The sequence below is a fragment of the Microbacterium sp. MMO-20 genome, from assembly GCF_037147735.1.
Taxonomy (GTDB): domain Bacteria; phylum Actinomycetota; class Actinomycetes; order Actinomycetales; family Microbacteriaceae; genus Microbacterium.
In genome coordinates, this window is the sequence record NZ_JBBCUU010000004.1 from 40,818 (window position 1) to 67,642 (window position 26,825).

Annotated in this window: 27 protein-coding genes; 20 read left to right on the plus strand and 7 right to left on the minus strand. The window is 71.9% G+C overall.

The features are described from left to right. Positions 1–2 precede the first annotated feature (2 nt). The 3 genes from WFI52_RS07290 to eccD are packed head-to-tail and all read right to left on the minus strand — an operon-like array spanning position 3 to position 4,008. Positions 3–1,340, minus strand: coding sequence for a S8 family serine peptidase (locus WFI52_RS07290; protein ID WP_336626551.1), 1,338 nt, complete (start codon positions 1,338–1,340; stop codon positions 3–5). Beyond that, a complete protein-coding gene (gene eccB, locus WFI52_RS07295) occupies positions 1,337–2,662 on the minus strand; it encodes a type VII secretion protein EccB (protein ID WP_336626552.1) in 1,326 nt (441 codons plus the stop codon). The genes WFI52_RS07290 and eccB overlap by 4 nt, the downstream gene beginning before the upstream one ends. A 5-nt stretch (positions 2,663–2,667) precedes the next feature. Beyond that, the gene (gene eccD, locus WFI52_RS07300) at positions 2,668–4,008 is read right to left on the minus strand and encodes a type VII secretion integral membrane protein EccD (protein WP_336626553.1); all 1,341 of its coding nucleotides are present in this window, start codon (positions 4,006–4,008) and stop codon (positions 2,668–2,670) included. Positions 4,009–4,110: 102 nt separating this feature from the next. Here eccD and WFI52_RS07305 point away from each other — a divergent pair, with 102 nt between their 5' ends. The 17 genes from WFI52_RS07305 (at position 4,111) to WFI52_RS07385 (ending at position 19,956) form a co-directional block, all read left to right on the plus strand. After that, positions 4,111–4,533: a YbaB/EbfC family nucleoid-associated protein gene (locus WFI52_RS07305; protein WP_336626554.1), complete on the plus strand. Its 423-nt coding sequence runs from the start codon at positions 4,111–4,113 to the stop codon at positions 4,531–4,533. Then, positions 4,533–4,850, plus strand: a complete 318-nt coding sequence (locus tag WFI52_RS07310; RefSeq protein ID WP_336626555.1) for a hypothetical protein — start codon at positions 4,533–4,535, stop codon at positions 4,848–4,850. The genes WFI52_RS07305 and WFI52_RS07310 overlap by 1 nt, the downstream gene beginning before the upstream one ends. 130 nt (positions 4,851–4,980) lie before the next feature. After that, the gene (locus WFI52_RS07315; protein ID WP_336626556.1) at positions 4,981–5,298 is read left to right on the plus strand and encodes a WXG100 family type VII secretion target; all 318 of its coding nucleotides are present in this window, start codon (positions 4,981–4,983) and stop codon (positions 5,296–5,298) included. 25 nt (positions 5,299–5,323) lie between these two features. Then, the gene (locus tag WFI52_RS07320) at positions 5,324–5,614 is read left to right on the plus strand and encodes a WXG100 family type VII secretion target (protein ID WP_336626557.1); all 291 of its coding nucleotides are present in this window, start codon (positions 5,324–5,326) and stop codon (positions 5,612–5,614) included. Positions 5,615–5,742: 128 nt separating this feature from the next. Beyond that, positions 5,743–6,207: a hypothetical protein gene (locus WFI52_RS07325; RefSeq protein WP_336626558.1), complete on the plus strand. Its 465-nt coding sequence runs from the start codon at positions 5,743–5,745 to the stop codon at positions 6,205–6,207. Next, positions 6,204–7,451: a S8 family peptidase gene (locus tag WFI52_RS07330; protein ID WP_336626559.1), complete on the plus strand. Its 1,248-nt coding sequence runs from the start codon at positions 6,204–6,206 to the stop codon at positions 7,449–7,451. The genes WFI52_RS07325 and WFI52_RS07330 overlap by 4 nt, the downstream gene beginning before the upstream one ends. Further along, positions 7,448–8,920, plus strand: a complete 1,473-nt coding sequence (locus WFI52_RS07335; protein WP_336626560.1) for a hypothetical protein — start codon at positions 7,448–7,450, stop codon at positions 8,918–8,920. Before WFI52_RS07330 ends, WFI52_RS07335 begins: the two co-directional genes overlap by 4 nt. Before the next feature lie 220 nt (positions 8,921–9,140). Beyond that, the gene (locus tag WFI52_RS07340; RefSeq protein ID WP_336626561.1) at positions 9,141–9,515 is read left to right on the plus strand and encodes an SseB family protein; all 375 of its coding nucleotides are present in this window, start codon (positions 9,141–9,143) and stop codon (positions 9,513–9,515) included. A gap of 293 nt (positions 9,516–9,808) precedes the next feature. Further along, positions 9,809–10,033: a hypothetical protein gene (locus tag WFI52_RS07345; protein ID WP_336626562.1), complete on the plus strand. Its 225-nt coding sequence runs from the start codon at positions 9,809–9,811 to the stop codon at positions 10,031–10,033. 93 nt (positions 10,034–10,126) lie between these two features. After that, a complete protein-coding gene (locus tag WFI52_RS07350; protein ID WP_336626563.1) occupies positions 10,127–11,518 on the plus strand; it encodes a hypothetical protein in 1,392 nt (463 codons plus the stop codon). After that, on the plus strand, positions 11,515–13,179 hold the full coding sequence (locus WFI52_RS07355) for an FHA domain-containing protein (protein ID WP_336626564.1): 1,665 nt from the start codon (positions 11,515–11,517) through the stop codon (positions 13,177–13,179). The genes WFI52_RS07350 and WFI52_RS07355 overlap by 4 nt, the downstream gene beginning before the upstream one ends. Continuing rightward, a complete protein-coding gene (gene eccCa / locus WFI52_RS07360; RefSeq protein ID WP_336626565.1) occupies positions 13,176–17,186 on the plus strand; it encodes a type VII secretion protein EccCa in 4,011 nt (1,336 codons plus the stop codon). The genes WFI52_RS07355 and eccCa overlap by 4 nt, the downstream gene beginning before the upstream one ends. Before the next feature lie 121 nt (positions 17,187–17,307). Beyond that, positions 17,308–17,736 carry a hypothetical protein gene (locus WFI52_RS07365; RefSeq protein WP_336626566.1) on the plus strand — a complete coding sequence of 143 codons (429 nt, stop codon included), beginning with the start codon at positions 17,308–17,310 and terminating at the stop codon, positions 17,734–17,736. A gap of 1 nt (position 17,737) precedes the next feature. Then, positions 17,738–18,148, plus strand: coding sequence for a phage holin family protein (locus tag WFI52_RS07370; protein ID WP_336626567.1), 411 nt, complete (start codon positions 17,738–17,740; stop codon positions 18,146–18,148). Further along, positions 18,138–18,410, plus strand: coding sequence for a hypothetical protein (locus WFI52_RS07375; RefSeq protein ID WP_336626568.1), 273 nt, complete (start codon positions 18,138–18,140; stop codon positions 18,408–18,410). The genes WFI52_RS07370 and WFI52_RS07375 overlap by 11 nt, the downstream gene beginning before the upstream one ends. Positions 18,411–18,600: 190 nt before the next feature. Continuing rightward, a complete protein-coding gene (locus WFI52_RS07380; protein ID WP_336626569.1) occupies positions 18,601–19,404 on the plus strand; it encodes a uroporphyrinogen-III synthase in 804 nt (267 codons plus the stop codon). Positions 19,405–19,485: 81 nt separating this feature from the next. Continuing rightward, positions 19,486–19,956 (plus strand): hypothetical protein, encoded by a 471-nt coding sequence (locus WFI52_RS07385; RefSeq protein WP_336626570.1) that lies wholly within the window; start codon positions 19,486–19,488, stop codon positions 19,954–19,956. Positions 19,957–19,961: 5 nt separating this feature from the next. Here WFI52_RS07385 and WFI52_RS07390 read toward each other — a convergent pair whose 3' ends face one another. Both WFI52_RS07390 and WFI52_RS07395 read right to left on the minus strand, forming a co-directional pair. Beyond that, complete coding sequence (locus WFI52_RS07390) at positions 19,962–20,789, minus strand: ABC transporter permease (RefSeq protein WP_336626571.1); 828 nt, start codon at positions 20,787–20,789, stop codon at positions 19,962–19,964. Further along, the gene (locus WFI52_RS07395; RefSeq protein ID WP_336626572.1) at positions 20,786–21,973 is read right to left on the minus strand and encodes an ATP-binding cassette domain-containing protein; all 1,188 of its coding nucleotides are present in this window, start codon (positions 21,971–21,973) and stop codon (positions 20,786–20,788) included. Before WFI52_RS07395 ends, WFI52_RS07390 begins: the two co-directional genes overlap by 4 nt. A gap of 131 nt (positions 21,974–22,104) precedes the next feature. On the opposite strand from WFI52_RS07395, the gene WFI52_RS07400 reads away from it, so the two are divergent. Both WFI52_RS07400 and WFI52_RS07405 read left to right on the plus strand, forming a co-directional pair. After that, positions 22,105–23,175, plus strand: coding sequence for an enoyl-CoA hydratase/isomerase family protein (locus tag WFI52_RS07400; protein ID WP_336626694.1), 1,071 nt, complete (start codon positions 22,105–22,107; stop codon positions 23,173–23,175). Between the two features lie 3 nt (positions 23,176–23,178). Further along, positions 23,179–24,135 (plus strand): DnaJ domain-containing protein, encoded by a 957-nt coding sequence (locus WFI52_RS07405; protein WP_336626573.1) that lies wholly within the window; start codon positions 23,179–23,181, stop codon positions 24,133–24,135. An 8-nt stretch (positions 24,136–24,143) separates the two neighbouring features. On the opposite strand, the gene WFI52_RS07410 is transcribed toward WFI52_RS07405, so the two are convergent. Continuing rightward, positions 24,144–24,740 (minus strand): TetR/AcrR family transcriptional regulator, encoded by a 597-nt coding sequence (locus WFI52_RS07410; protein ID WP_336626574.1) that lies wholly within the window; start codon positions 24,738–24,740, stop codon positions 24,144–24,146. Between the two features lie 57 nt (positions 24,741–24,797). Further along, a complete protein-coding gene (locus tag WFI52_RS07415) occupies positions 24,798–26,000 on the minus strand; it encodes a sensor histidine kinase (protein ID WP_336626575.1) in 1,203 nt (400 codons plus the stop codon). 91 nt (positions 26,001–26,091) lie between these two features. Here WFI52_RS07415 and WFI52_RS07420 point away from each other — a divergent pair, with 91 nt between their 5' ends. Next, entirely contained in the window at positions 26,092–26,631 is a 540-nt protein-coding gene (locus WFI52_RS07420) for a YaeQ family protein (protein ID WP_336626576.1), read from the plus strand. Positions 26,632–26,825 lie beyond the last annotated feature (194 nt).

The window sequence follows — 26,825 nt, forward strand, 5'->3', positions numbered from 1 at the left end:
GGTCAGTCGTCCGACGGCTCCGGATCCTCGCGTTCGTCGCGGAACAACCCGCCCGCACGCACGGTCTCCGGTGCCGCCGGCTCCGCCCTCCGCCGTCGGAACACCCCGACCGTGCCCGCGACGCCCAACACCACCGCCGCAGCGACGCCGCCCAACACGCCCAGCACGAGCGCGGTGCCGTTCGCCGGATCGCGGTGCTCGACGACCGCCGGCGATGCCGACGGAGAGACGGGGGCGACGGATGCCTCGGACGGGAACGGGCTGTCCGGGCCCCGCACACCCGCGCCCGGCACCAGGATCATCGCGTCGTACGGCTGCACGAGGCCCCACCCGCTCGCATCGTCACGACTGTCGGGGTCGGCGCGTACCGCCGTGGCCTCGAGGCGGTACGCCCACTGCGCGGGCGATTCGCCCGGGTGGGCGGCGGCGACGAGGGCGGCGGCCGCCGCGACGTAGGCGGCAGCGAACGCGGGACTCGGATCGGTCGCGAAACGACAGTCGGCGCCGGCCGCCGAGGCCGTCAAGATATCGGAGCCGGGCGCACTGAGGCTCACGTGCGGCCCCTGGATGCTGGCGGCTGTCACGACGCCGTCGGCGTCGGTCGCCGCGACCCCGAGGGCACCGGGTGCTCCGGCGGGGTACCGCGCGCCGTCGTCCTCGTTCTGGTCGATGGACAGCTCGTGCGCGCGGCTGCCCGCGCTGGCGATGACGAGGCTCCCCTGGGCGGTCGCCGCCGCGACGGCATCCGTCAGCGCGGCGTCCGGTGCGTCGGTCGTGATCCCGACGAGGATGATGCGCGCACCGTGGTCGGCGGCGTATCGGATGCCCTGCGCGACGCGGTCCGCGCGCGGACCGATGCCCGCCTGTACTTGCGCCTCGGACGTCCCGGCGTACACCCGCACGGGCATGACCTGTGCGCGCGGAGCGAGACCGACGACGCCCGACTTCGGTACGCTCCGGGCGGCGATCTGACCGGCGAGCGCCGTGCCGTGCCCGTCGAGGTCGGTGGTCGCGCCGGCACCGTCGCCGACGAGGTCCGCTCCGGCGACCAGCGCGTCGGTGAAGTGAGGGTTCGTTGCCGCGACGCCCGAGTCGACGACCGCGACGACGATCTTCGATCCGCGCGAGCGGGTCCACGCGTTCTCGCTCTGCAGCACGCGGAACGCCGATGGCGCGTCGGCGATCCACGTCGACGCGGTGCATTCCTCGGAGGAGAGCGCGGACGGCACCTCCCGCGCGGCGGTCGCCCCGGTCGCGGCAGCGACACCGCCCGGGGCGAGCGCCAGCGCCGCGCCCAGCAGGGCGGACACGACGAGCGCCGCAGCGCCCGCGCGTCTCATCCGCCACCGCCGGAGGGGGTCTGCCCGGCGGCCTCCTCCGTGAGCGCGGGCCCGGTGCGCAGGAGCGCGATCCATGCCTGATCCGCTGTGCCGATGTCCCCGGTCGTGTACCCGAGGCGCTTGACGGTCTCGGCGGTCGCGCCGGGCAGGGCGTACGCGGTGCCCGTGGCATCGATGAGGGTGAGCAGCGACGCCGCCTGCGTGCCACGGCCGCCGGCTCGGACGAGGGCGCCGTGGCCCGCCTCCACACGCACCCCCGCGGATGCCTCGGCATCCGTCGGCTGCTCGGCGAGCGTCGTGCGGGCCCCGTCCCCGTCGCGAACGAGCAGAGCGCACGGCCGGGTGTCATCGGCCAGGGGGGTGAACGCATCTTTCGGCCAGTCGGCGCTCCCCACGGGGTCGCCGGTGGGCAGGCCCGCGACCTGCGCCGCAGTGACGTTGAGGACCGCGTCGGCACCGAGGCCGCTGCCGAGCTGATAGAGCTGCCACGCGAGCGGCGTGAGGGGCGAGAGCGTGCGGCCCTCACGGACCACGAACAGCTCGTCGGCGGCGTTGCCGTCGATGTGCACGACCTGACCCGCAGTGAGGTCGGTGCCGTCGAGCGGAGAACCCGCACCCGAGATCGTGAGGGGCGCGAGGGTCGTCCCCGGCGTGAAGAGGTTCAACCACGGTGCCGACACCGGGATGGGGTCCACGGCGCCGAGGCCGACGGCGCGGAGAACCGCATCGCTCTGCTTCGCGGTCACCTCGAACCGCTGGCCCGCCGCGACGACGTACAGGCGCCCCTCCGACGACACGACGGCGGCGCCGGTGGATGCCGTGGCCGCGGCATCCGCGCCGATGCGCACGTCGACGCCCGAACCCGCGACACAGGCGGTCCACCCGTCGTCCACGAGACCGCTCGGCGTCGGCAGTGCGTCCGGTGCGCCGACGATGCCGAGCGGAGAGGCGAGCGCGATGCCCGAGAGTGTCTGCTGGTCGGTCGTGATGATGGCGAAGTCGTCCGAGGGAATCAGGAGGCGCGCGCTCGCCGTGTTGATGACGGGGTGGAGCTTGCCGTCGATCGTGACGTAGCGGGCACCCGTGTCCGAGACGAGCACGAGGCGTCCGTTGTCCCATCCCTTGGGGAGTCCCGGGCTGATGATCCCCCAGAACACCCCGACGAGAATCACGGCGGCCGCGAGCGCGATCGCCGTGAAGACCGCGCGCAGAGGAGTCGCGGGTTCGAGCTCCTTGCCGCCGGGGGCGCCGCTGACGAACGCCGTCAGCAGGCGTCGGCGCGAGAAGCTCTGCGCCTCGATCAGGTCGTTCTTGGTCGCCATGGAGCTCAGGCCCAGCCGGCGGCGATGACGCCCAGCGGCAGCAGCAGGGCGATGGTCACGACCTCCGCCGTGTCGGCGAGGCGACCGAGACGGGCCCGTGCGCGCGGTGCGAGCAGGGTCACGGTGACGACGATCGCGGTCACGGCGATGAGGACGATCAGCAGCGGCACGCGCAGCTCGGGTTGCGCGAGGGAGACGGTCACGCCCGTCGCCGCGAGCCCGAGGGTGCCGAGGGAGAGAAGCGCGAGGACGTTGCTGCGCGCGAAGCTCTGCCGCGACGGGAACATCATCCCGACGAAGGCGAGCGCGCACAGGGCGGCACCGGCCGCATTCGCTCCCGCCACGAGGGGCGTCGCCGCGAGGGCGGTGATGCCGGTCGCGATGCGCACGGAGAGAAGGATGCGGTGACCCGCGGCCGCGCGGGCACGAACATCGTCGGCGTCGATCGGGACGGGCGCGGCGAACACGTCGGCGTCGCTCTGCGGAGAGATCACGCGGATCCGAGTGGAGCTCATCGCGAGCCACGGAAGCCCGTTGCCGACGGTCACGACGATGGCGATCCCCAGCGCGTAGGAGGCGACGGCGGCGCCGGGGAAGAGCGCGGCGAACAGGGCCATGACGCCGACGGCCCCACCCACCGCGATCGGGATCAGCTGGTACTCGGGTCGCTTCGGAGTGAGGGCGAGCGCCGCGGCACCCACGATCGCGGCGCCGAGACCGGCGGCGGCCAGTGGCCACCCCCAGAGCGCGGAACCGGCGGGCACGGCGAGGTAGCCCGCGACCCCGCCGAAGACGGCGGCCGCGAGCGCGAGGCCCTGGCCCGCCTCGGCCTGGCCGAGCCGTCCGACTGCGGCGGCGACGGCGAGGAGGACGATCGCGCCGCCGCCCGCGACGAACGCGCCGACGCCGAGCGAGGGGCCGGCGGCGACGAGGAGCACGGCGCAGATGCCGAGCAGGGTGAGGCTCGCGGCGAGTGCGGTGCGGGCGTTGTCCTGCGGGGTCCACGGGCGGTGCTGCTCCGCCGTGGCATCCAGCACGGCTTCGACGATGTCGTCGTAGACGCGCGGCTGCGCGAGCAGGCCGCCGCGCGAGAGGGTCAGCAGGTCGCCTTCGCGCACACCCTGTTCGATCGCGCCGCGCGAGGTGTCGAGCGCCGTGCCGTCCGCGCGCTCGAGCGTGTAACCCGCGTGCGTCATCGTCGCGTCGAGCACGCCGAGGCTGCGCGCGAAACCCGGCATGAGCTCGACGAGGGGGAGCTGCCCGGGGATCCCGATGTCGAGGCGCCTGCCCTCGGACTGCACGGACACGCGTACCAAAGCGCGGGAGGCGCTGACGGTCTGGCTCACGGTGCGCATTCCCCTCGTGGCTCGTCGGTCGGCCGGCGTCCTCGCGGGACCGTTTCAGTGTAGCCATGGGCGTCCCCGGTTGCCCTTGCTACGCTACGGCCCGTGAGCGATTTCTTCTCCGCGGACCTCGACGCCGACCTCGCCATCGCCCGCGTGCAGCAGCAGATCGCCGACGCACAGGCGACTGCCGCGAAGGCCCAGTCGATGCAGGCGGACATCCAGGCCATCCGCGGCACTGCGACGGCGCCGCGCCGCGAGCTCTCGGTCACGGTGGATGCCGCGGGCCGGCTCTCCGCCGTCGAGATCGCCGACGCCGCCTACGATCTCGAGCCGCGCGAGCTTGGCGCCTTGATCGTCGCGACGGCGAACGCCGCGCAGCGCCGGGCCGGTGAGCAGGCGCTCCAGATCGCTGCGGATGCCTTCGGCGAGGAGTCGTCGGTGGTCGCGCACCTGCGCGCGGAGGTAGACCGCGTGCCGCCGAGCGACGCCGATGAGATCTCCGGCGATCGGGGAGGGCAGCGCTGATGGCTGAGCGCATCGCGATCGACCACGACCTCATCGTTTCGCACGCCGCACGGGTGGAGCAGGTGGCATCCGACATCAAGGTCGCGCGCGACGCCGCCGCCTCCACGAATATGGGCGGCGGGGCATTCGGTGTGCTGTGCTCGTTCCTCGTCGCTCCGGCGACCGTGGCGGCGACGATCGCGGGGAACGCGATCTCGTCTGCGGAGGGCATGGTGCGTCGCAGCGCGACCGAAGTCCGCGGCGTCGGCACCGACATGGCGGCTTTCGAGGATTCTGCGGTGGCGGCGATCTCCGCGCTGAACTCCGACCTCGGATGAGAGATTTCTCATCTGTCAAGGGGGGCGCCCTTCGGGTTGATCTGGGGATTCTCCTCGTTTAGCGTGGGACGTCGGGGAGCGGCGGATGCCGCGTCCCGAGACCACGTCTCTGGACACGTTGGAGGATGTTGTGACGACTCAGAAGATCGGCGCACTCGAGGGGGCGCTGCTCAAGGGCGCAGATGCCGTGAACGAAGCGAAGGCCGGTATCGACGGGCGCATCTCGTTCGTGCGGGGCGAGCTCGAGCAGGCGCGCCAGTTTTGGACGGGGCCCGCGGGAACCGCGTTCGACTCGCTGATGCGGCGCTGGGACGACGAGACCACGAAGCTCAACAAGGTCCTCATCGACCTCGAGGATGCGCTGCGCGGCACGCAGGCCGACAAGAGCGCCCTGGAGGAGTCGACGGTGTCCACGATCACGGGCCTCGGCTCGATGATGAACTCCTGACCGGCAGAGACGAGGAATACACATCATGGATGCAACGACTTCTATCACTCCCGCCCAGGTGGTCGCCCTGGCCGAGCAGATCTCGAACGGTGCGAAGGGCATCCAGCAGAAGCTGGACGACCTGGACGCCAAGGTGAACACGCTGCGGGCGTCGTGGGACGGCGCCGCGCAGGAGGCGTACGACCAGGCACAGCTGAAGTGGACGAAGCAGCTGAACGACCTGAACACGCTGCTCGCGAAGATCGCCACGACGACCGTCGAGCTCTCGAACGGGTACGTCGACCGCGACAAGGCTTCCGCCGGCCGCTTCGCCTGACAATCGACCCGATCGTGGGCCGGCGCGCGGGGGTGTCCCGCCGGCCGGCCCACTGTCATCCGTAGCACCGGGTCATCCGCCGTCCCGGCTCACCCCGCCCGCGTCGCTGCCCACCCTGGAGAACGATCATGCCCGCATACCGCATCGCGATCGAAGAGGACATCGCCGAGAACCACCACGCCCGTCTGACCGAGGGTGGTGATCTCGTGCCCGCCGGCGACGTGATCGCCCTCGTCCACGGCGACGGCGCTGAGCCCGCGTCGAACGAGTTCCTGCAGCGGCTGAAGGACGCCGCGACGATGATCGGACAGCACACCGACGCGGTGCGCGCGGTGGTGAAGCAGAACGCCGATGCCCTGCGGCAGGCGGCCCGCGATCTGCAGGAGGCCGACAACACATCGGTGGCGGCGCTGTCGTCGACGACCGCGGTGATCGATCAGACCGCCGCGGACACGACGCACCAGGACGTGCAGGCGAGCCAGACCTTCCTCGCGAACGAGGCCGCGCAGCAGACGGCATCCACGGCCGAGTCCGCGGCTGCGGCGACGAACGCTGCTCAGGGCAAGCAGGCGGCGGGCGGAGACGCTCTGTGAGCTGCAGTCCTCGCCGACGCGCGCTGCGGCTGATCGCGGCTGCGGCGGTCGTGGCCGCTATCGCCGCGCCGACGGCGGCGTCCGCGGCAGCCGTCGACCGCAACTGGTGGTACGAGAAGTACGGGGTCGCCGAGGTGCAGGCCGAAGGCTGGAACGGCGCCGGCGTGAAGATCGCGGTGATCGACGCCCAGCTCAATGACCAGCTGCCGGCGTTCACCGACGCGTCGCTGACCGTGGCGCCCGCGCTCTGCAACAATCCCGCGACCAGTACCGAGGTGAACGACGATTCCGTCCACGGCTCGACAGTCACCGCGATCCTGGTCGGCAACGGCGAGGGCTACGGCGCGATCAGGGGGATGGCTCCCGCCGCCGATGTCACTTTCTACGCCGTCGGTGGGGACGCCACTATTTGTCGACTGCACGACGACCGCAGCGCGTGGGCCGTCGCACTGGATGACGCTGTCGCAGCGGGAGCAGACATCGTCACGATGTCCAAAGTGAGCTCCGATGCCTCCGACGAGGACATCCAGTCGGTCGCACGGGCTCTCGCGAGCGGCGTCATCTTCGTCGCGGGAACCCCCAATTACGAGGGTCAGGGAGCTCTGCCGGCTGCGATGAACGGCGTGGTGTCTGTCAACGCGTTCGACACGAACGGCGACCTCCTGGTGAGCACGGAGCTCGGTGTCCCGAACGTCCAGCCTGAGGTCACCGTCGTCGCCCCTGGCGTGGACGTCGCCCTCAGCACGTGGGATCGAGAACAGTACGGTGCCGGGTCGTCGTTCGCGACGCCGATGGTCGCCGGGATCCTCGCCGTTGCGAAGCAGAAGTATCCGGACGCCACGGCGAACCAACTGATCCAGTCGCTCATCCACAACACCGGCACAGAGGATCATCCGCTTGAGCGTGACACGACGGGTGGCTACGGCTACGGGCCCGCGTCGCTGCGTCACATGCTCGCGGTCGACCCCACGCAGTACCCGGACGAGAACCCGTTGATGGACAAGTCCTTCGGGGAGCCGACGGCCGCGCAGGTGGCGCAGGCCGCGTCCCCGGCGACGATGCCCACCGCGTCCGCGTCGACGGCAGTCGCCGATGGCGATGCCGAAGGACCTGCGGCGAGCGACGCCGTGCCGATGGGGTGGATCGTCGGCATCGGCGCCGCCGTGCTGATCGGGGCAATCGTCGTCATCGTCGTCGTGGCCGCTCGTCGGCGCGCCCAGCACACGAAGGGGGATTCCGCATGAGCGGTCCATGGGAGAAACGGCTGGACAACCTCGCGAACGGCGGGCGCGATTGGGCGCTGCCCTCGCACGCCGAGCTGACCGAGAATCTCGAGGCCCTGAACGGTGCACTCACGCGGGCGGCCTCGGAGCCCGGTCTCGTCGGCGCTTCGGGCGACGCGGCGACCGCGAGCCTCGACCAGGCAGCTCAGCGCGCGGCGGCGATCATCCAGACGGCGGATGCCGTGAAGCGCGCGACCGATAAGGCGAACGTCGTCCGTGCCAATGCGCAGTCCGCGCAATCGGCGTTGCCGTCGGGCGAGCTCAGCTGGGGTGAGAGGGCGCTCATCGGCGCCGCGGCTGCCGGATCGACGATCTTCCTCGGACCGTTCTCGCTCATCGCGGGTGCGGCGGCGATGAACAACGGCGACGCGGCGAAGGCGGCGATGCGCGAGGCCGCCGCGCGCAAGGCGGTGCAGGACGTGAGCGCGGATCTCGGGGCGATCGACCTGCCGACGGAGATCTCCGTCGATTCGAATGTCGCCGACTCCTCGAGCGACGCCTCGACGCCGGGGGGCGGCACCGGGCCCGAGGGCGGCAGCCGCCCGTCTGCGCGCGGCTCGCACGACGGCGGCTTCTCGAGCTACCCCGACTTCGATGTGGACCCGATCCAGGAGACAGGGCAGCGGCCCGGGGTCAGCGTGGTGCCGCCGGGGACGGTCCCGCCGCCGGGGAGCACGATCATCCCGACCGATCCGGGGCCGTGGCCGCAGGGCCCGACCGATCACGGATCGTCGGGTCTCGTGGGTTCCGGCGGAGCCTCCCTCGGCGGCATGCCGGGTGGATCCGGTGGTTTGCTGGGCGGCTCGAGCACCCTCGCCGCGGGCGTGGGCGCGGCCGCCGTTCTGGGCGTCGGGTCGAAGGCCGCGCTGGGATCGTTCGGCGCGCTCGGCGGTGCGGCCGGCAAGGGGGTCGCTGCCGGAGGCCTGACGGGCACGCCCGGGGCGAACGCGGGTACGGCAGCCGGGCGCGGTGCGACGACCGGTCCCCGGGCCGGCTCGGGAGGTCTTCTGGGCGGCGGCGGTCGTGCCGGCGCGGGTGCGGCCTCCGAGCGGACGGGATCGCGCGCGGGCGGGCGTGGACGCGGCGCGCGCCGCCTGCCGGCTGCCAAGGGAGCTCTCGTCGAGGGCGACGGTGTCAGCCGTGGGACCGGCGACGCGCGCGGCGCGTCCTCGGGGCGCGGCACAGGTGCTGCCGGTTCCGAGTCGGCGGGTCGGACCGGGGCTCAGGCCGCCGCCGGCGGACGGGTCGGCGGGGCGGCATCCGGTCGTGCGGGTGCCGACAAGCGTCGTCGCGGGCGGGGTCTTGCCGGGGCGATCGCGCCGTCGATCGAGGACGAGGTCGAGTACGGCCCGCGTTCCGAGGCTGCCCTCGCCGGTGGCCGTGAGCCTGCGGTCGACGAGGGCGCGGATCTCACCCCCGACGCGGACTGAGATCGCGTGAGCAATCCGTTGGTGGCGGGTCCGGTGGATACGGCGACGCCGTTTTCGGGTGCGGGTCTGTTGGATTCGGGTGCGCAGCTGGCGGATGCGATCAGTTCGGGGAACTGGATCGAGGGCGGCATTGCTATACGTGGTGGATCGGCGACGGCCACGCGGCGTGGGCGGTCTCCGAGGAGGACGCACGAGATCGATTCCCGATGGAGGTTCCTGAATGAACACGACACCTATCGTCGATCGTGCGATCACACGTGCGCGCGAGGGGAGATTGACGATGCAGAGCGTCCTGTGGACGTTCGCTGCCGGCACGGTTTACGTCCCCAGCGGCGCGGACCCAGGTCCTGACCGCGGCGGAATGCGCCCCGTGTACTACGAGGTCGAGGCGACGCGGATGCTCGCAGTGTTCACGTCTCCAGACGCTGCTGAGGTGATATCCGACCTTGCGCCGTTCATCGTCGCCCTCTCCGGCGAGGACCTCCTGACGACGATGCCGTCAACGGAAGGCATCGTGGTCAATCCTGGCTCCGGTTCGGGGTTCGACGTTCCGCCCGAGGGGCTGGCAGCCTTTCGCCAGGAACTGTCAGGGTAGAGATGACGCACGCTTGGCTTGATGTGGACTGATGCCACGCGAGCAATCCGCTGGTCGCCTGACCGGTCGACGCAGCGACGCCATTCTCGGTTTCGGTTCGGCTGGATTCAGGCTTACCCATGATGAACTACGACCAGCTCGTGGAGCGGCTCCGATCCGCGTATTGCGACCGAGAACTTCTCCGCTCCCGTCATTGCCGCGTTTTCGAGTAAGACGGGCCGTGACATCGCCGCGCTTTCCGCTCATCCCCGGAGCGCGAGGTGGTCCTGCCTCCGCAGATCCTGATTCGCACCTTGAGCGTGTCGACAACGCTCGACGGTGAGACGCCCCTTGTGGTGATCGAGCAACTCGCCGAGGCGTCGCGCGAACCGTGGTTGCCGCCGACGATCGACGGGCTCGTGGAACTGGTCCGGCATCAGCTCGCGACCGCCGCAGTCGAGCCGCAGCGTCGTCGCTACGAAGAGTACGTAGGTTCGCTCGACGGCAGTGGGTCGTCTCAGAAGCGTGAGGGAGATTGATGCCGGCCGGTGCCTGGATGCGCAGGTGCGGGATTGGCGTGACCGAGAGTCCGACGCTCGGCGTTCGGCGCGCCCGCATGCGAGGATCGTCGGGTGGCTACGAGTGAGGTGACGACGCGTCGACGGGTCGCCGTGCTCGACGGTGCCGGCCGGCACGAACTCGCACTCGCACCCCACGTCACGCTCGCTGACGCCGTGCGCTCCCTCGGCATCGAGCTGGAAGAGGGGCGGCGGCTCCTCGTCGGGCCGGGGGGAATCGAGGTGCCGGCCGATCGCCGAGCCGCGGATCTCGCCGACGGTGCCGTGCTCGCCCTCGTCGACTTGACCGAGCGCGTCGAGCGCACGCCCGGCGTCGGCGAGCGAAGGCGTGATGAGGATGACGCGCCGACGGCATCCGTCTGGTGGATCCTCGCCGGTGCGGGCGGTCTGCTCGCCACCGTCGCCCTCGTGGCCCCCGGCGCCATCGACGCGACGCTCCGGGTCGCACTGACGCTCATCGCGGCAGGAGGAGCTGTGGCGAGCGCCACCGTGTGGTCCCGTCGAGCGGGAGCTGCCGTGGGCGCGGCCGGACGGCTGGGCGCTGCGGCGGCATCCGGGCCCCTCGCGCTCGCCTTCGGGGCCGGCGTCGTCGCTGTTCCTCCCCTCCCCGCCGCGACGGGCATCCTCGCGGTCTTCACGGGGCTGTGCGTCGCGGCCGTACTCGCGGGCCTCCTCGCCGTCGTGGCTCGCTTGGGTATCGTCCGCGCGGAACTCGGGACGGTCACGCTCATCCTCCTCGCGCTCGCCGCGGTCTGGGGGCTCGCCCTGGCGCTCGACCTGCCGGCTTTCGCGCCGGCATCCGTCGCCCTCGGCGCTGTCCCCGTCGCCCTGCGCGCCCTTCCGACGACGCTCATCGACGTCGCCCCGGGGACCTTCATCGAGTACCGCCGGTTCCAGACCTCGCGATGGGCGGTGCGCCAGCAGCTGCCCGCCGAGGTCGGGCCCATCGAGAGCGCCGCGGCCCACGACCTGGTCGGACGCGCCTCGGCGCGCCTGCGCGGCGGCACGGCGCTTCTCAGCATCGTCGCGGCGGTGACGGCACCCTTCGCGCTGCCGGAGTTCGACCCGGCGGCGCCACTCGTCTTCGCCGGACGGATCGCGCTGGCGACCTGTGTCGTGCTCGCCCTGCTCTTGGGCGCCCGCCGCTCGTCCGCACCGGCGCTGCACTGGATGCCGCGTGCGGCGGCCCTGGTCGTCGCCGCTGTCGCCCTCGTCGGCGCTCTCCGTGCGGCCGGTCCGCTCTTCCTCACGGTGCTGGCGGGCGCGGCGCTCCTACTGGGCGTCGCGATCGCTGCGGCGATCGTGCCGGTGGGCCGCGGAGCGCGGTCGCTCGTGTGGTCGCGGGTCGGCGACGTGTTCGAGTGGCTGGCCGTCGTGCTGGCCCTCCCCGCAGGCCTCCTCGCCGCCGATACGATCGGTGTGCTGCGAGGGGTGATGGGTGGATGACGGTCGACACGACAGGGAGCGCGTCAGGCGGCGCGGTGCGCTGCTGGAACTGCGGCCAGGCGCTCGTCGCCGGAGCATCGACGTGCCTCTACTGCGGGCTCGCCCAGAACCCGCAGATGGGCAGATTCAACCCGCGCGGGGTCGCGAGTGCCGCGACGGTCATCGCTGAGGTCCCCGAAGGTCTGCGCCGCGACCGCCCGCTGCGCGCGCCGACGCTCGTCGATGCGCCGCCCGCGACCGGCACGGACGACGTGACGCGCCACGAGGATGCCGCCACGCGCGCAGCCGCGCCCGTCATCGCCGACCAGACCGCTCCGGGCCTCGGCCCCGAGTTCGTGGGAACGCCCGCCCCGGCGGGCCGTCGCGTCGCCTCGTTCTCGATCGACATGGCCGTCATGGCCGCTGTCGCCGTGACGACCGGCCTGCTCGCACACTCACTGCTGCTCGGTGTCGTCGCCGCGGTCCAGGTTCTCGGCATCCTGTGGATCATGCAGGCTCGTGCGGGCGTGAGCCTCGGCGCGTGGCTGATGGAGCTCCGTGTCTCCCGCGAAGATGCGCCGTTCTCACCCGGTGCGGTCCCCGCTCTGGTGCGCGGTGCGGTGACGGCCGCGGGCGGACTGATCCTCGCTGCGGGTGCCTGGGTCGTCGCGGCCTCATCGGCGTGGGACGGCTCCGGTCGTCAATCGGTCGCCGACCGCGTCGCCGGCACGGTCGTCGTGTCGGTGCCGCGGGATCGGCGGGGGAAGGTCGCGGCTCCGGCGCCCGCTCTGCTGGCCGCTCCGATCGTCATCGGCGAGGAGGTCGCGCCCCACGCAGCCCTCGCCGCGCCGGCGGCCACGGGAGGCCCGACCTCGGGAGCCGCTGCCGGAGGTCGCCGCCGTATCGAGCCCGTGGTCGACGCCGCGACCCCTGCCGTCGCGGGCGTACCGGACGCCGACATCACCCTCGCCGAGACGGCCGTCCCGGTGGAGGTCACCGCGCCGTCGGAGAGCACGGAGCCGCAGGCGCCCGCGTCGGCGCCGGACGCGGACGACGACGCCGGTGGAGCGAGGACGCTGAACCCCGCGGCGCCGGAGCTTCCGCCCGTGCCCTCCGTCCTCCCCGTCGACGACGGCGCGGCCGAGCCCCCTCGACTGCGGCGCCGCTCGACGGCGCCGGTGGATGCGGAGTCCGCCGATGCGCCCGGCCCGCGCCGCCGAGGCCTCGCGGGAGCGGACGCGCCGAGCGCATCCGACGCGCCGGCACAGACGGCACAGCCGGCCCAGACACGGGGCGCGATCCGACGTGCGTCCGCCGCTCCGGGGGACGGGGGCGCCGTCGTCCTCGTGCTCACGTTCGACACCGGCCAGCAGGAGACGGTGCCGCTCCCCGCGGCGGTCAATCTCGGACGCAACCCCGAGGCTTTCGAGCCCGGCGACATCCTCGTGCGCGTGCGCGGCAAGGACCTCAGCCTCTCCCGTACGCACGCGCGGCTCGAGCACCGGGAGAGCGGCGTCTGGGTGACGGACAACGGCTCGACCAACGGCACCGACCTGCTCGATGAAGCAGGCCGGGCGACACCGCTCGCCGCGGGCGTGCGCACCGAGGTGGAGGATGGCAGCCGCGTGCGCATCGGAGACCGTGTCTTCACCATCAGCCGGCTCGTGGGAGGCATGTCGTGACGAAGGGACCCCGGCTGGCTCCGCCGCGCGTGCCGAGCGGGAAGCTCATGGTGCAGGCGCCACCCGAGCTCGTACCGAACGACGGCGCCGGCGGCATCCTGACGTCGCTCCTGCCGATGATCGGGTCGGTGGGCTCGATCGTCATGATCTCCCTCACCAACACCGGACCGGCCGGCTACATCACGGGCGGCATGTTCCTCCTCTCGTCGCTCGGCTTCGTCGCCGTCAACGGCTGGCGCCAGCGCTCTCAGCGCAACGCCCAGGTGCTCGGCAACCGTCGCGAGTACCTCGCCTACCTCTCCGACCTGCGCAAGACGGTGCGCACCGCCGCCCGCCAACAGCGTCGTCACGGCAACTGGGTGAGTCCCGCGCCGTCGACGCTCCCCTTCCTCGCCGAGGAGCGCACCCGAGTGTGGGAGCGCGCGCCCGGAGAGGACGCCTACCTGCTCGCGCGCGTGGGAGTCTCCGACCAGCCGCTCTGCGTCACCCTCGAGGCCCCCGAGCTGCCTCCCCTCGCCCAGCTTGACCCGGTCGCGGCGTCCGCGGCGCACCGTTTCATGCTGACCCACGAGATCCAGCCGGCACTCCCGGCATCCGTCCGCCTCGACGACTACGGCCGCATCGAGATCACCGGCGGTGAGGAGGAATCGGTGCGTGCCCTGGCCCGTGCGATCCTCACCGGCGTCGCGACGCTGCACGACCCCGACAGCGTGCTGGTCGCCGTCCTCGCGGCGGAGGACCGCCTCCCGCACTGGGAGTGGGCGAAGTGGCTGCCGCACACCCAGTCCGCGCGAGCGGAGGACCGGCTGGGCGCGGAGCGAATGATCGTGTCGTCGCTCGACCGACTCGAAGACCTCCTCCCGCCCGAACTGCGCGAGCGTCCCCGGTTCGGGCGCGGCACCTCTCCGACGCCGCACATCGTGATCGTCGCCGACGGCGTCACCCTCCCGGTCGGACATCCCCTCGTCGGCGCCGAAGGCATGCTCGGCGTCACCCTCATCGATCTGCCCGACCGGTGGGGGGAGCTGAGCGACTACGGCACGCTGCGGATCGCGCTCCCGGGCGTCGGCGCCACGGGCGCGGATGCCGCGAAGGCGGAGATCATCGATCTTGCCGACCAGGCGCAGACCTTCACTCCCGACGCGATGTCGATCGCCGAGGCCGAGGCGACCGCGCGCCGTCTCCTGCCGCTGCGCTCGGGGCCCGCCGTGGCCGAGACGGGCAGCGGATCGGGCGTCCAGACGCAGCGCGAACTGGTCGATCTGCTGGGTCTTCCCGACGTGCGCGACATCGACTTCGCGCGGTCGTGGAGTGGGCGCCTGGAGCGCGACCGTCTGCGCGTGCCGATCGGTCAGGACTCCGCCGGCGCGCCGCTCGTCCTCGACCTGAAAGAATCGGCCCAGCAGGGCATGGGGCCGCACGGCGTGCTCATCGGAGCAACAGGGTCGGGCAAGTCGGAGGTGCTGCGCACGCTCGTGCTCGCCCTCGCCCTCACGCACTCGTCCGAGCAGCTGAACTTCGTTCTCGTCGACTTCAAGGGCGGTGCGACCTTCGCCGGGATGGCGGGGATGCCGCACGTCTCCGCCATCATCACGAACCTGGGCAGCGAGCTCGCCCTCGTCGACCGGTTCCAGGACGCTCTGCAGGGCGAGGTCGTGCGCCGTCAGGAGCTGCTGCGCGCCGCGGGCAACTTCGCGAGCGTCTCCGATTACGAGAAGGCACGCAAGGGCGGTCGCACCGATCTCGAGCCGCTCCCGGCGCTCCTGATCGTCGCCGACGAGTTCTCCGAGCTCCTCGCCGCCAAGCCGGAGTTCGTCGACAGCTTCATCAACATCGGCCGTGTCGGGCGTTCGCTCCAGGTGCACTTGCTGCTGGCATCCCAGCGCCTCGAAGAGGGCAAGCTCCGCGGGCTCGACACCTACCTCTCCTACCGGATCGGCCTGCGCACCTTCTCGGCCGCCGAATCGCGGACGGTCCTCGGCGTCCCCGATGCCTACACGCTCCCTCAGGAGCCGGGCGTCGGATTCCTCAAGGCCGACACCGAGAACCTCATCCAATTCCGCGCGGCCTACGTCTCCGGCGCGCCGAAGACACGGCGGCGGGCACTCGGCGCGTCGGTCGCGAAGGGCGGCGCGGGCCGCGCCTCGGACGTCGAGCTCTTCACCGCTCGCGCGCAGCCGCTCGACGAGGCGGATGCCGCGTCGCGGGCGCACGCGGACGACGTGGCCGAGTCGGTGCCGGCCGCCGAGCCCGACGACGCGACCACCTTTCAGATCGCGGTCGACCGGATGTCTGGGCACGGCCCCGCCGCCCATCAGGTGTGGCTGCCGCCGCTGTCGGACCCCGCCTCGCTCGACGCGCTCATGCCCGACCTCGCCGTCGTGGAGGGCCTGGGGCTCGTCTCGACCGCGTGGCGCGAGTCCGGCGCCCTCACGGTTCCCCTCGGCATCGTCGACGTGCCCCTGGAGCAGCGCCGTGAGCGCCTCACCGTCTCTCTCGGCGGGGCAGCCGGGCACGTCGCGATCGTCGGTGGACCGCTCAGCGGCAAGTCCACCTTCGCCCGTACGCTCCTGTCGGCCGTCGCGCTGACCGCGACGCCGCTCGAGGTGCAGTTCTTCGTGCTCGACTTCGGCGGGGGCAGTTTCGCCGGCATGCAGGCTCACCCGCACATCGCCGGAGTGGCCATGCGCACCGAGACCGAAGCCGTCCGACGCACGGTCGCCCAGGTGGAGGCTGTGCTCGACGCCCGCGAGCAGTACTTCCGGGCTCACGGCATCGACTCGATCGACACGTACCGCACGCGGCGTGCGCAGGGTCTCGTCGACGACGGGTACGGCGACGTCTTCCTCATCGTCGACGGCATGGCGACGCTCCGCGCGGAGTACGACACGCTCGAACCGCGCGTGCAGACACTCGCCGCCCGCGGCCTCAGCTTCGGCATCCACGTCGTCGTCACCGCGAATCGGTGGCTGGAGATCCGCGCAGGACTCAAGGACCTCATCCAGACGCGCCTCGAGCTGCGCTTGGGAGATCCGAGCGACTCCGAGATCGATCGCAAGCAGGCGGCCAACGTGCCGTCGGGTGCGCCCGGCCGCGGTCTGTCCAGCGGCAAGCTGCACATGCTCGCGGCGGTGCCGCGCATCGACGGCACTCGGGACGCCGCCCACCTCGTCGATGGGATCGACGACATGATCGCCCGCGTCTCGGCGGCCTGGACGGGCCCGGCCGGTCCCAAGCTGCGCCTCCTGCCGGAGCTCATCACTCTCGACGAGGTGCGCACCGCCGCCAGCGGCGACCCCCAGCTGGACGGACGGATTCTCCTCGGCGTCGACGAGGGAGCACTCGCACCGTTCGGCATCGACCCGCGCCAGGAGCCGCACCTCTACCTCTACGGCGACGCCGGCATGGGCAAGTCCTCGTTCCTGCGCGGGATCGTGCGCGAGATCACCCGCCTCTACCAGCCCAACGAGGCCAAGATCTTCGTCGTCGACTACCGGCGCTCGCTCCTGGGCGACATCCCGGAGGAGTACCTGGGCGCCTACCTCACCTCGCACGAGCTCGCATCGGGAGGCATGAACGATCTCGCCGGCTTCTTCGCGGGCCGGATTCCGGGGCCCGACGTCACCCCGGCGCAGCTGCGCGACCGCAGCTGGTGGAAGGGGGCGGAGGGCTTCATCCTCGTCGACGACTACGACCTCGTCGCGACGAGTCAGGGCAACCCGCTCCAGCCGCTGCAGCCTCTGTTGGCGCAGGCCGCCGATCTCGGCCTGCACGTGATCCTCACGCGCCGTACGGGCGGCGCCAGCCGCGCCGCCTACGACCCGATCATCCAGCGGTTCACCGACCTGGGCGCGACCGGCATCCTGCTCGGCGGCAACCCGGAGGAGGGGGCGCTGATCGGCCGGCTCAAGCCCGTGCCGTCGGTTCCCGGCCGGGCCCAGATCGTCAGCCGCGAGCGAGGGCTCGTGACGGCCCAGCTCGCGTCGGTGCCGCCGGAGCACGACTGAGACGACCGCGGACAGCGGTCGATTACCAGAGGCCGCCTCCCGAGGCAACCGTGGATGCCGGAATCGGCATACGGCGTTACCCTGGGACGGAAGCCACCGTTTTTCGACTGTGAGGAGCACCATGAGAGGCAAGATCGGCATCGTCGTCGGGCTCGCCGCGGGGTACGTGCTGGGCACGCGCGCCGGCCGCGAACGCTACGAGCAGATCAAGTCGGGGTTCCTCAAGGTCTGGAACACCGCGCCCGTCCAGAAGCAGGTCGGAAGAGTCGCCGAAGCCGGCAAGACCGCGGCGCTCGCCCTGCCGAGCGCGCTGTGGGACGGCGCGGTGAAGGTCACGAAGGCGGCCACGAAGAACGGCACCCCCGGGCAGAAGCTCGATGCCGCGATCAAGGCGGGCAAGGACGCGCAGACGGACGTCGTCCGGGGCGCGGAGCAGACGGCCGAGGCGGTGGAGAAGGCCGCCGACAAGGCCGTCGCCGACGCGAAGGCCGGCGCTGTGAAGACGACGACACCGGCGAAGAAGACGCCGCGCAAGACGACGGGGTCGTGAGATGAGCACACCCCGCGGATTCCGCGACCGGGCCGACGCCAGTCTGTTCACCCTGCTCGGCGAGATCCCGGAGCTCGTCAAGAACCTCGTCATGGCCGAGATCGACTCGGCGAAGGCGTGGGCCAAGAGCGCGGGCAAGCAGGCGGGTCTTGGCGGCGTCTGGTTCATCGTCGCGCTCTTCTTCCTGTTCTGGCTGATCCCGGCGCTCGGCGCCTTCGCGATCATCGGACTCGCCTCGTGGATGCCGGCGTGGGCAGCGGCTCTCATCGTCGTCGGGGTGTTCCTCCTCGTCATCGTGGTGACCGCGCTTCTCGGCATCCAGCGATTCAAGAAGCTCGGCAAGAAAGAGAACCCGGTCCAGGCGATCACCGTGGACGCGCGCATCGTGAAGGACGTGGCAGATGAGTATTGAGGTTCCGGTTCCCCGCACGGCCGTCGCGCTCGGGATCACCGATCCCGTCGAGAAGGCGCGAGCGGAGCTCAAGGCAGCACTCGCCGCGATCGAAGAGAAGTCGAACGTCCCCAAGCGCCTGACGCGCGCGACGGACCGCGCTGTGTCGTCCGCGCGCGGGTTCGTGCAGAGCAAACCGGTCGAGGGCGCACTCGCCGTCGCGGGCGTCGCCGTGGCCGTCGGCGTCGCCGTGTGGGGGATCGTGCGTCTGTACACGCGGTGATCACGAATCACCCCGTCAGACCCTCCGACCGTCGCCGACCCCGGCGGGGGTATGCTCGTGTACCAGGCAGTGGCGATGATGCAGAGGCTGCCGACCTGCCGTCCCGAACAGCGTAGCCGCCTATGTCCCGGGCCCGACACGGTCGGACGTGCGTGACCGTGCGACCGACCATGCACCACGAAAGTCGAGCATGAACCACCACCACCAGGCCGCCGCGGCCGCGAAGCCCCTCAAGGGGTGGCGCGTGCTCGTGCCGCGCGGTGGTCCGTGGGGGGACTCGGTGGCGGCGACTCTTCGCTCACAGGGCGCGGTTCCGGTGATCGCACCGCTCATCAACTTCGCGCCGTCGACCGATCAGACGACGCTCGAGACGGCTCTGGCCGACCTGGCAGCCGGTGCGTTCGACTGGGTGACCCTCACGAGCGCGACGACGGTCGACGTGCTGTACGCCTATCGCGCGCAGATTCCGGCGGCGACGCGAGTCGCGGCCGTCGGCGAGACGACCGCCGCGGCTCTGAGCGCCGTCGGCTACCGCGTCGATCTCGTTCCCGATGAGGACAACTCGGCGGCGGGCATGGCTGCGCAGCTCATCGCGCTCGAGCCCGATCCGCGCCACATCCTCACGCTCCGCAGCGAGATCGCCAAGCCCGTGCTCACCCGACGCCTCACCGAGGCGGGGCACGATGTGCGCAGCGTCGTCGCGTACCGCACCGTGGGCGTGCCGGTCACCGAGCGCATCGCCCACGACGTCGAGACCGGGCGGATCAACGCGATCCTGGTGACGAGCGGGTCGGTCGCGGAGCAGGTGCGCCTGCAGTTCCCCGACATCCCGGCATCCACCATCGTCGCAGCCATCGGGCCGCGGACTGCCAAGGATGCCCGCAAGGCGGGGCTCGGCGTGAACGCCATCGCCCGGGAGCAGACCGTCGATGGCCTCATCGCGGCCGTTCAGAGATTCCCCTTGCCGCACGCGACCGACGAGTTCGCGGTCTGACGGCCTCCCGCACCCCTGTCGAGATCGGATCGTTGCCGGTCCATCCTCCTCGCGGCATGCGCGCGCTGGCAGACTGAGGTGATGGTGACGCTGCTGCTCGACCGGGCCCAGCTGGAGGTCGCGCTCTCGCCCGTCGAGCGTGTGCTCTCCCGACGCAGCGATTCGGTGCGGGTCGACCGCGCGCACATCGGCAAGGTGCAGCTGACCGACGACGCGTGGACGTGGCTGCGCGGAGTGCCGAGCCCCGGCACGCTCGTGCGCGGCACGATCGCGATGGGCACATGGACGTCGGCGAGCGGCGACGACTTCGTCGTGGTGCGCCGCCGCCATCCCGCAGTCGTCATCGATCTCGACGAGGATGCCGCGTTCTCCCGACTCGTTCTCACGACCCGGCACGGCCTCGCGCTCGTCCGCGCGCTGAGGCTGGACGTGCCGGGCGACCAGGACGCGCCCGCCGATGTCACCGAGATCGCCGCGCGGAATCCGCCCCGCCCGCGCGGTGCCGGACGCACACCGCGACCCGCGGCGTCGCCGCGGCCTGCGACGGCCTGACGCCCTCAGCTGACGTCGCGACGCCAGCTGATCATCCAGCCGAGCGCGAGGAAGACGACGGCGTAGCCGAGCAGCAGCAGGCCGCCTCCCCACCAGGTGAGCGTCGAGCCGCCGCCGGCACCGCCCATCGTGGCGAAGATGCTCGCGCCGACGAGCGCGTCGGACGCGGCACCGGGGAGGTACGCGGTGACGTCGCCGAGTCCCTCGACGAAGGTCGCGACGGTACGCAGGATCGGTTCGATGAACTGCGTGAACGCCAGCACCCCGACGATCGCGGCGACCTGGTTGCGGATCAGCGTGCCCGCGCCGATGCCGATCAGTACCCACAGCACGAGGGCGATGGCCATGCGACCGATCAGCGCCCACGTGTCGGCCGCGCCGAGGCCGGTGTCGAGGCCGAAGGCGGCGAGCAAGCCGGCACCAGGGGCGACGGCGGCGACGATCGCGAGCACGGCATACAGCGCCCCCATGGCGACGCCCGCAACGACCTTGCCGCCGAGCGCGACGCCGCGACGGGGCGTTGCGAGGAACGTGGGCGTGAGCGTCTTGTGACGGAACTCACCGGTGACGAGCAGGGTGCCGATGAGAAGAGGAAAGACGTACCCGACCGACGTGGCGAGGCTGTAGATGATCGGCGCGAGCATGTCGCCGGTCGGTGTCGGGCCGTTCGTCGCCTCGGGGCCGATCGCGCCGGAGGACACGGCGCCGAGCACTCCGGCGAGGCCGCCGGCCGTCACTCCGACGTAGAGGAAGAGGATGAGCGCGAGGATCCACCACATCGAGGTGGTGAACTGCTTCGTCAGCTCGGAACTGGTGGCGCGCGCGAGACTCATCGGCCCTCCTCCGCATCGTCGGATGCCGCCGGATCGGACGCGGCGGAGTCCGTCGCGGCGGCAGCGGTGTGGTCGTAACGGGCGAAGAACGCGTCTGCTTGGTCGTCGGACTCGGTGCGCGGGTGCCCGGCATCCCAACGGACGGTGTCCTCGGCCGGCGCGATCACAGGATCGTCGAGATCCGGTTCGAAAGCGTGATCGGCTAGGAACTCGGGTTCGGGTTCGGGTTCGGGTTCAGGTTCCGGTTCGGGCTCCGGTTCCGGCGTGAGCTCCTGCACCGACGCGTGCACCCGCGTGCCGTTGACGAGGTCGAGGAACACCTCTTCCAGCGCGGGACCCTTGCGCTGCAGGTTCGACAGCGCGATGCCCGCGGCCGCGGCGATCGCGCCGAGCTGAGCGGGCTCGGCGCTGCGGACGGTGAAACCCGTGCGCAGTGCGTCGTAGTCGACGCCTGCGGCGTCGAGCGCCGCCGCGAGAGCCCCCCGGTCGGGGGAGTCGATCACGGTCGAATAGTCGCCGGGCTGCGTCAGCCCCGACATGTCGCCCTGGTAGACGAGGCGCCCGCGGGAGATGATGAGCAGCGCCGACACGGTCTGCTGCACTTCGGCCAGCATGTGCGACGAGACGAGGACCGTCCGGCCCTCCCGCGCGAGCGACCCGAGGAAGCCGCGCAGCCAGCGGATGCCCTCGGGGTCGAGCCCGTTCGCCGGTTCGTCGAGGACCAGCACGCCGGGGTCGCCGAGCAGGGTGTACGCGAGTCCGAGGCGCTGGCGCATGCCGAGCGAGAATCCGCCGACCTTCCGCCCCGCGACATCGGCGAGGCCGACGAGGCCGAGCACCTCGTCGACGCGCCCCTCCGTGATGCCCGCGGCACGCGCGTACACGCGGAGGTGGTTCACGGCCGTGCGGCCCGGGTGGAAGCTCGACGCCTCGAGTGCGGCACCCACCGTGTGCAGGGGATGGGCGAGATCGGCGTAGCGCTTGCCGCCGATGGCCGCAGTGCCCGAGGTGGCCCGCACGAGCCCCAGCATGATGCGCAGGCTCGTGGTCTTGCCGGCGCCGTTCGGGCCGAGGAAGCCGGTCACGGTGCCCGGCTCCACGCGCGCCGTGAGCCCGTCGACCGCCGGCACCGGCCCGAAGCGCTTGGTCACGTCGGTGAACTCGAGCACGTGTCCGTCGGGCATGGGGGGACCTCTCGTCGGCGGTGGCGTTCTCCCCATCCTGGCGGAAACCTCCGCGCGGCGCGCGTGCCGCGGTCGGGAGAAGCGCAGGTAACGTTGCCCGGGTGAGCACTGCATCCGGCCCGGACGCCCCCGTGGGAGGCGACGTCGAATCCACCGTCCTCGCCCGTACGGGTGATGGTGTCGGCCACCTGACCCTGAATCGGCCGCGCGCCATCAATGCGCTCGACGCCCCGATGATCGGTCTTCTCGCGGAGGCGCTGGATGCCTGGGAACACGACACCGAGGTCTCCGTCGTGCTCCTCGACGGCGCCGGCGAACGTGGATTCTGCGCAGGCGGCGACGTGCGGAGCCTCCGCGAGCAGATCCTGGCGGAGCGCGTCGACCTGACCGCCGGGTTCTTCCGGGCGGAGTACGCCCTGAACGCGCGCATCGCGGAGTACCCGAAACCCATCGTCGCCCTCGCCGACGGCGTCACGATGGGGGGCGGCATCGGCCTCGCGGGGCACGCGGCCGTCCGCATCGTCACCGAGCGCTCACGGCTCGCGATGCCCGAGACGCGGATCGGCTTCACCCCCGACGTCGGCGGCTCGTGGCTCCTCGCGCGCGCGCCGGGTCGGGTCGGTGAATACCTCGCGCTGACGGGAGCGACGATGGATGCCGCGGACGCGATCTTCGCCGGCTTCGCCGACGCGCTCGTCCCGAGCGAGCGCCTGAGCGACCTCGTCGAGGCGCTGCGCACCCGCGCCGACCCCGCCACGCCGGCCGAACTCGTCCTCCTCTTCGACGAGACGCCCGCGCCGTCGGCACTCGCCGCGGCGCGGGTCTGGATCGACGACGCGTTCTCCGCCGACACCGTCGACGAGATCGTCGCCCGCCTACGGGGGCGGCCCGAGCCGGAGGCATCCGCCGCCGCCGACACGCTCGACGAGCTGTCGCCGACGGCGCTCGCGGTGACCCTCGCGGCCGTCCGGTCGGCCCGTGCGCTGCCGGATCTCCGCGCCGCGCTCGCGCAGGAGTTCGGACTCGTGCTGTGGTTCGCGAAGACGCAACCCGACCTCGTCGAGGGCATCAGGGCGCAGGTGGTCGACAAGGACCGCACGCCCGCGTGGCGGCCGGCGACCCGCGCGGCGCTGCGGGACGAGCGGGGCGACATCGGGGTCGCCGCGCTCGCGCACGTGCCCGCCAAGCCGCTCTGGGACTGAGGCGTGTTCGACTCTCCGCTCTCGGCGTCGGCCTACGAGGTCCTCGGCGTCGCGACCGACGCCACCGACGAGGACCTTCGCAAGGCCTATCGGCTGCGCCTGCGCCAGACCCACCCCGACACCGGCGGCGACGCGGCGCAGTTCGTGCAGGTGCAGCGCGCGTGGGAACTCGTTGGCACGGAGCCGGCCCGCGCGGCGTACGACCGAGGTCACGGGTTCGGCGCGTCCGCCCCCCAGTACGGTCCGGAGGGGTCCGAGGCGGCGGACGGGGCTGACGGCGGTGGCTGGCGTCCGCCCCGCGCGGCGCACGACACCCGTCCCCGCGCCCGGTCCTTCGGGCAGCCCGGCGGGTGGCGGCGCGAGCGCTACCTCACGCTCATGCGGGAGTGGGTGGGGCGCGGCGCGCAGCTGCCCGATCCGTACGACCCGGCGCTCGTGCGCACGGCTCCGCGCGAGCTCAAGCGCCTCCTCGCCGATGCGCTCGCCGAGGAGGCGACCGCCCGCGCCGTCGGGGAGCTGGGAATGGGCTACACGGTGTGGCACGACATCGCCGTCGACGCGCGCGATCCGGGGGTCAAGCTCGACCACATCGTCCTCGGACCGAGCGGTCTCTACGCGATCCTCAGCGAGGACTTCGGTGCGCCGGTGCGGTTGCGGCGCGGCGAGCTCATCGGCGACGGCGTCGACGGTTCCCCGATCGCGGACACCGTTGCGGGGGCGCGCGCGATCGCTCGCGCTGCCCGCGTGCGGTTCAGCGGAGTGATCGTCGTGCTGCCCGACGACGACGTGGCGTCGGCGGTCGACGAGATCGGCAAAGTGCGCGGCACTCCCGTGGCGGTCATCGCGCGCTCTGCCCTGCAGACGATGCTCCGGCGCGGCCTCACGGGTGCGCGCGACATCGGTGGCAACGAGCTGTTCGACATCCGCACGAGGCTGCAGCAGGCTGTCCGGTTCGTCTGAGCGGGCGCTCAGGCGGGCGGCGCGAGCAGGTGATCGAGCAGCGCGAGCGCGGCTTCGTGGTCGACCGACGGCTCGAGCAGCCACTGCGTCTGCAGGCCGTCGGATGCCGCGATGATGAGCGCTGCCGCGAGCTGCGGATCGATGTCTGAACGGATGCGACCTGATTCCTGGAGCGCCTCGACCTCGGCCGTGAGCCCCGTCCGCAGCGAAGCGAAACGCTCGGTCACGTACGCGTGCGCCGCCGGGTGCGCAGCTCCCAGGGCTGACGCGACGAGGGTCGAGTACAGCTCGACCATGCCGGGGATCTCGCGGTTCTCCGCCGCGGCGATCCGCATGGACTCGGCCGGCGTCGCATCCGCTTTCTCGGCCTCGTCGCCGCGCGCAGCCGCCTCACGGTAGACCGCGACGAGCAGCTCGTCGAGCGAGCCGAAGTAGTGCGTGAGCGCCGCGTGCGTGACGCCGACCTCCTGGGCGATGGCGCGGAGGCTCGTGCGGCTTCCGCCGCGCTGAGCGAACACCTCGATCGCCCGGTCGAGGATCTCCTGGCGGCGTGCGACGCCCTTCGCGTAGCTGCCGCGGGAGCGGGGGGCGTCGTCGTCGGGCATGCGCCGATCCTAGTCGCGACGCGCGAAAACGTACACGTGGAGGTTTTGCGTCGGGGATCAGCTCCGGAGAACTCCGCGCGGCCGCGCCGCCGGGAGCGTGAGTCGGAGGCGGGCGCCGCCGCTGGGGGCATCCTCGATCGCGATGCGACCACGGTGTGCCTCGGCGATGAGCCGGCACGTCGCCAGGCCGATGCCGAGACCCGGCACGTCGCCCGCGTCGCCGCGCTCCATCACGTCGAACACGCGCTCGCGCAGGGGCGCCGCGATGCCCGGCCCGTTGTCGTCCACCGTCAGCGACCACGCGTCGTCGTCGCGGTGCGCGGTGATCCGGATCTGCGGGCGCACGCCCGCTCCGGCGGAGTACTTCACCGCGTTCGCCACGAGATTCTGCACGAGGATGCGCAGCAGGGCGGCGTCGCCGACGAGCTCGTCGTCCTCGGCATCCATCGTCACTGTCGCCTCCGCGACGCGGATCGTGGCGTCGAGGTCGGCGAGGGCGTCGGCCAGCATCGCGCGCACCGGCACGGGTCTCGCCGCCGGCTGCGCGCCGCCGAGGCGTGCGTAGGAGAGGAGCCCGGTGATCGTGTCGCCCATCCGCAGGGCCGCGGACTCGGCCGAGGACAGCGCCCGGGTCGTACGCGCCGTATCGCCCGCCTCGATACCCTCTGCGGCCAGGTCGAGGTGCCCGACGATCGCGAGCAGGGGGTTTCGCAGGTCGTGGCTGACGCGCCCGGCGAAGTGGGCGAGCTGACGGTTGGAGCGCGCGAGCTCGAGAGTCAGGCGACGCAGCTCGAGGACCTCGACCGCCTGGCGGGCGAGCAGATCGAGCGCAGCGCTCTGCTCGTCGGTGAGGGTGCCCGCCTCCTCCGCGAAGACGCACAGCGTGCCGATCGAGATGCCCTCGGGCGTGATGAGCGGGCTCGACGCGTAGAAGCGGATCTGCGCGAGCTCGCCGGTGACGAAAGGATTCGCGGCGAACCGCTCGTCGACGCTGGCATCGTCGACGAGCACGTGACGCGCGTCCTGCAGGACGATGGCGCACATCGAATCCTGGCGCGAGCAGATGTCGGCGACGACGCCGTACGCCGCCACCTGATGCTGATGCGCGTCGTCGATGATGTTGACGACGGCAGTCGAGACCCCGCACAGTGTCGCGGCCAGGCGCGCGAGGCTTTCGAGGTTCGGCTCGGCGGGTTCGCCGACGATCCGGTAGCGCGCGATCGCGTCGATCCGTGCGCTGTCGTCGACCGTGTTCGCCATTCGACTCCCCCTCCCGCCGAACCAGAATACGGGCCTCGGACGACGTCAGGCCGGAGGCGGGGGGCCTCGCCCGCTCATCTAGGCTCGAGGCATGGCGATCGGCGTTGTGATGCATACCTTCGACGTGCAGGTGGCGGACCTCGATCGCGGGGTGTACGAGGACCTCACGCTGCGTCTCGGTCAGCATCCGTCCGAGACGGCGGCCTTCCTCGTCACCCGCCTGCTGGCGTACTGCCTCGAGTACGAGGACGGCATCGCGTTCAGCGAAGGCATCTCGGCGACGAACGAGCCCGCCGTGCTCGTTCGCGACGCCACGGGTCGTCAGACGTCGTGGATCGAAGTCGGTGCACCGGATGCCGAGCGGCTGCACCACGGCAGCAAGCTCGCCGGTCGGGTGCGCATCTACACGCACCGCGATCCCGCGAAGGTCCTGCCGCTCTGGGCGGGCAAGAAGATCCACCGGGTCGAGGATGTCGTTCTCACCACGTTCGACCCGGGGTTCATCGACGATGTCGCGGATGCCATGGAGCGTCGCAACACCGTGACGCTCTCCGTGACCGAGGGGCAGCTCTATCTCGACGTCAACGGGGTGTCGCTGACATCCGGCATCCATCGCCGCAGCATCGTCTGAGCGCACGCCTGTCCGGCGGCGCGAACCCGAACTGCAAGGGATTGCGTGCGACACGCCGAGCGCGGCGGACGGGTGACGGCGTGTCGCCCTCGGAGCCTTGCCGTTGAGGCGGGCGCGGAAAGTTCCACCACCGACGGTCGGGCGATGTACGCCGCGTCCATACGTATGCGGAGAATCGCCCGCGCGGCCAGCTT